The sequence below is a fragment of the Streptomyces sp. AcH 505 genome (genome assembly GCF_000818175.1).
Classification (GTDB): domain Bacteria; phylum Actinomycetota; class Actinomycetes; order Streptomycetales; family Streptomycetaceae; genus Streptomyces.
This window is the reverse complement of record NZ_JTIY01000001.1, coordinates 2,364,801-2,367,080: the sequence shown is the minus strand read 5'-3', so window position 1 is coordinate 2,367,080 and position 2,280 is coordinate 2,364,801. Positions and strand designations below refer to the sequence as shown.

The following is a 2,280-nucleotide window of genomic DNA, read 5'->3' as shown; positions in this document are numbered from 1 at the left end:
CGCCCGGTACGGCCCTCGCGGCTGTCGTTGTCGCCGCCGAGGGGGCCGATCACCGACCAGGGGCCGGGACCCGAGACCGCCCAGCCGTCCATGGCGGAGGTGTCGAAGGACGGCAGATCGGTGAGCGCGGCCAGCGGCTCGGCAAGCACCTCCCCGATGGCCCGGTCGAGCGGCACCCGGCGGGCCCGCGCGTCCGGCGTGGCGCCCTGCCGGCCGGAGCGCTGCGCGACGGCGCGGGCCGCCGCCCAGGGGAGGGCGATATGCCGCTCCGGGTCGGAGCCGCTTCCGTCCCGTGATCGCCCTTCCGGTGGTCGCCTGCCGACCAGGGCCAGCGCCTCCTCGACCCCGTCCGTCTCGGGCCTGGCCGCGGCCCCCGTCCCGCGGTCCGGAGCGGTCATCCGGATTCGTCCCCCTTGGCGCCGTCGGCCCCCTCGGCCTCTTCCGCCCAGCGCAGCGCGAGCGCCGTCGCCTTACGGGCGGCCTCGGCGACCGCCTGCGGTCCGTCCCCGCTCGCCTGCCCCGCCGCGTAACCGACCAGAAAGGTCGTCAGCGGAGCGGCGGGCCGGGCGACGCCGTGCGCGGCGTCGCGGGCGAGGTCGAGCAGTACGCCCGTGTCGACGTCCAGCTCGATGCCGAGTTCGTCCTTGACTGCGGTGATCCATTCGTCCAGCACGGTCCCATGCTCCCTGATCCGGGCGCGGGCCGCCGAGATGTCCTCCCAGGTGTCGCAGTCGAACGAGGCCAGCGGTCCCGCTTCGACGCGTACCAGGTCAAGTTCGGGTGGAAGCAGGCGAAGTGGCAGCCCGGCGAGGCTGCCGTACTCGGTGTGCAGCAGCGCGATCTCGCGGCGCAGCGGCTCGGTGCGGTACGCGGCGACCAGCGGCTGGTCGCGGCCTTCGGCATCCGTCAGCAGCGCCGCCTCGGCGTCACCGGCAGCGAGGGCACCGATCAGCCGCTCCACGGTCGCCGCCCGGAGGAACGGGAGGTCCGCCGAGAGCACCAGCACGGCCGGTGCCTCGACATGCCGTACGCCCGCTTCGAGCGCGGCGAGCGGACCGCCGCCCGGCGGCTCCTCACGGGCCCAGCTCACCGGCCGTACGGTGGGCCGTCTGCCGCCGACGACGACGGTACGGCCGGCACCGGCGCAGGCGCCGAGCACCCGGTCGAGCAGTGCCCGGCCACCGACCCGTACCCCTGGCTTGTCGGCGCCGCCGAGCCGCTTGGCGGCCCCTCCGGCCAGCACGATGGCGTCATACGCGGTCATGACCGAAGTATGGTCCTGTCACAGCGTGCGCAGCAGCACCGCCGGTTGTTCGACGCAGTCCGCCACGAAGCGCAGGAAGCCGCCCGCCGTACCGCCGTCGCAGACGCGGTGGTCGAAGGTGAGCGAGAGCTGGACGACCTGACGGACCGCCAACTCGCCCTCGTGCACCCACGGTTTGGGGATGATCCGGCCGACCCCGAGCATCGCCGCCTCGGGGTGATTGATGATCGGCGTCGAGCCGTCGACCCCGAACACGCCGTAGTTGTTCAGCGTGAACGTGCCGCCGGTGAGATCGGCCGGGGTCAGCGTGCCCGACCGGCCCGCCTCCGTCAGCCGTCCGAACTCGGCGCTCAGCGCGTCGGTGGAGCGGGTGTGCGCGTCACGGACGACGGGGACGACGAGGCCGCGCTCGGTCTGGGCGGCGAAGCCGAGATGCACCTCGGAGAACCGGACGATCTCCCCCGCCGCCATGTCCACCGACGAGTTGAGCTCCGGGTACCGGGCCAGCGCCGCCGTGCAAATCCGGGCGAGCAGCGCCAGGAGCGAGACCTTCGGACCGCCGGCCACGTTCATGGCCGTACGGGCCGCCATCAGCTCCGTGGCGTCGGCGTCGACCCAGCAGGTCGCCTCGGGGATCTCCCGCCGGCTGCGGGAGAGCTTCTCGGCGACCGCGCCGCGCACCCCGCGCAGCGGGATCCGGACCTGGCCGGCCGCAGGGGTGGACGGCTGCGGCGCCCGCGGCACCTCGGCGGCCCGGACGATCGCCTGCTCGACGTCGGAGCGCAGGATCAGTCCCTCGCGGCCCGAGCCGGTCAGCGCGCGCAGATCGAGCCCGTTCTGCCGGGCGAGCCGCCGCACGAGCGGCGAGATGACCGCGACGGGCCCCGAGGGCGCAGCGCCGACCGCCGTACCGTTCACGGCAGGCACGGACGCGGGCGGAGACGCGGGCGGAGACGCGGGTGCGGGTGCGGGTGCAGGCGCGGGTGTGGGGCGCGCGGCGACGCGGCTCGCGGCGC

2 protein-coding genes and 1 pseudogene are annotated in these 2,280 nt (G+C 75.1%); all 3 read right to left on the bottom strand.

Translation table 11 applies throughout. From position 1 onward, the window contains the following. Positions 1-398 (bottom strand): annotated as a pseudogene (locus HY68_RS10950) (hypothetical protein); the annotation flags it as partial. After that, positions 395-1,264 (bottom strand): NTP transferase domain-containing protein, encoded by an 870-nt coding sequence (locus HY68_RS10945; protein ID WP_041987511.1) that lies wholly within the window; start codon positions 1,262-1,264, stop codon positions 395-397. The gene HY68_RS10945 and the pseudogene HY68_RS10950, both read right to left, overlap by 4 nt. A gap of 18 nt (positions 1,265-1,282) precedes the next feature. Next, positions 1,283-2,280: dihydrolipoamide acetyltransferase family protein (locus HY68_RS10940; RefSeq protein ID WP_241778529.1), on the bottom strand; the 998-nt coding region annotated here is incomplete at its 5' end.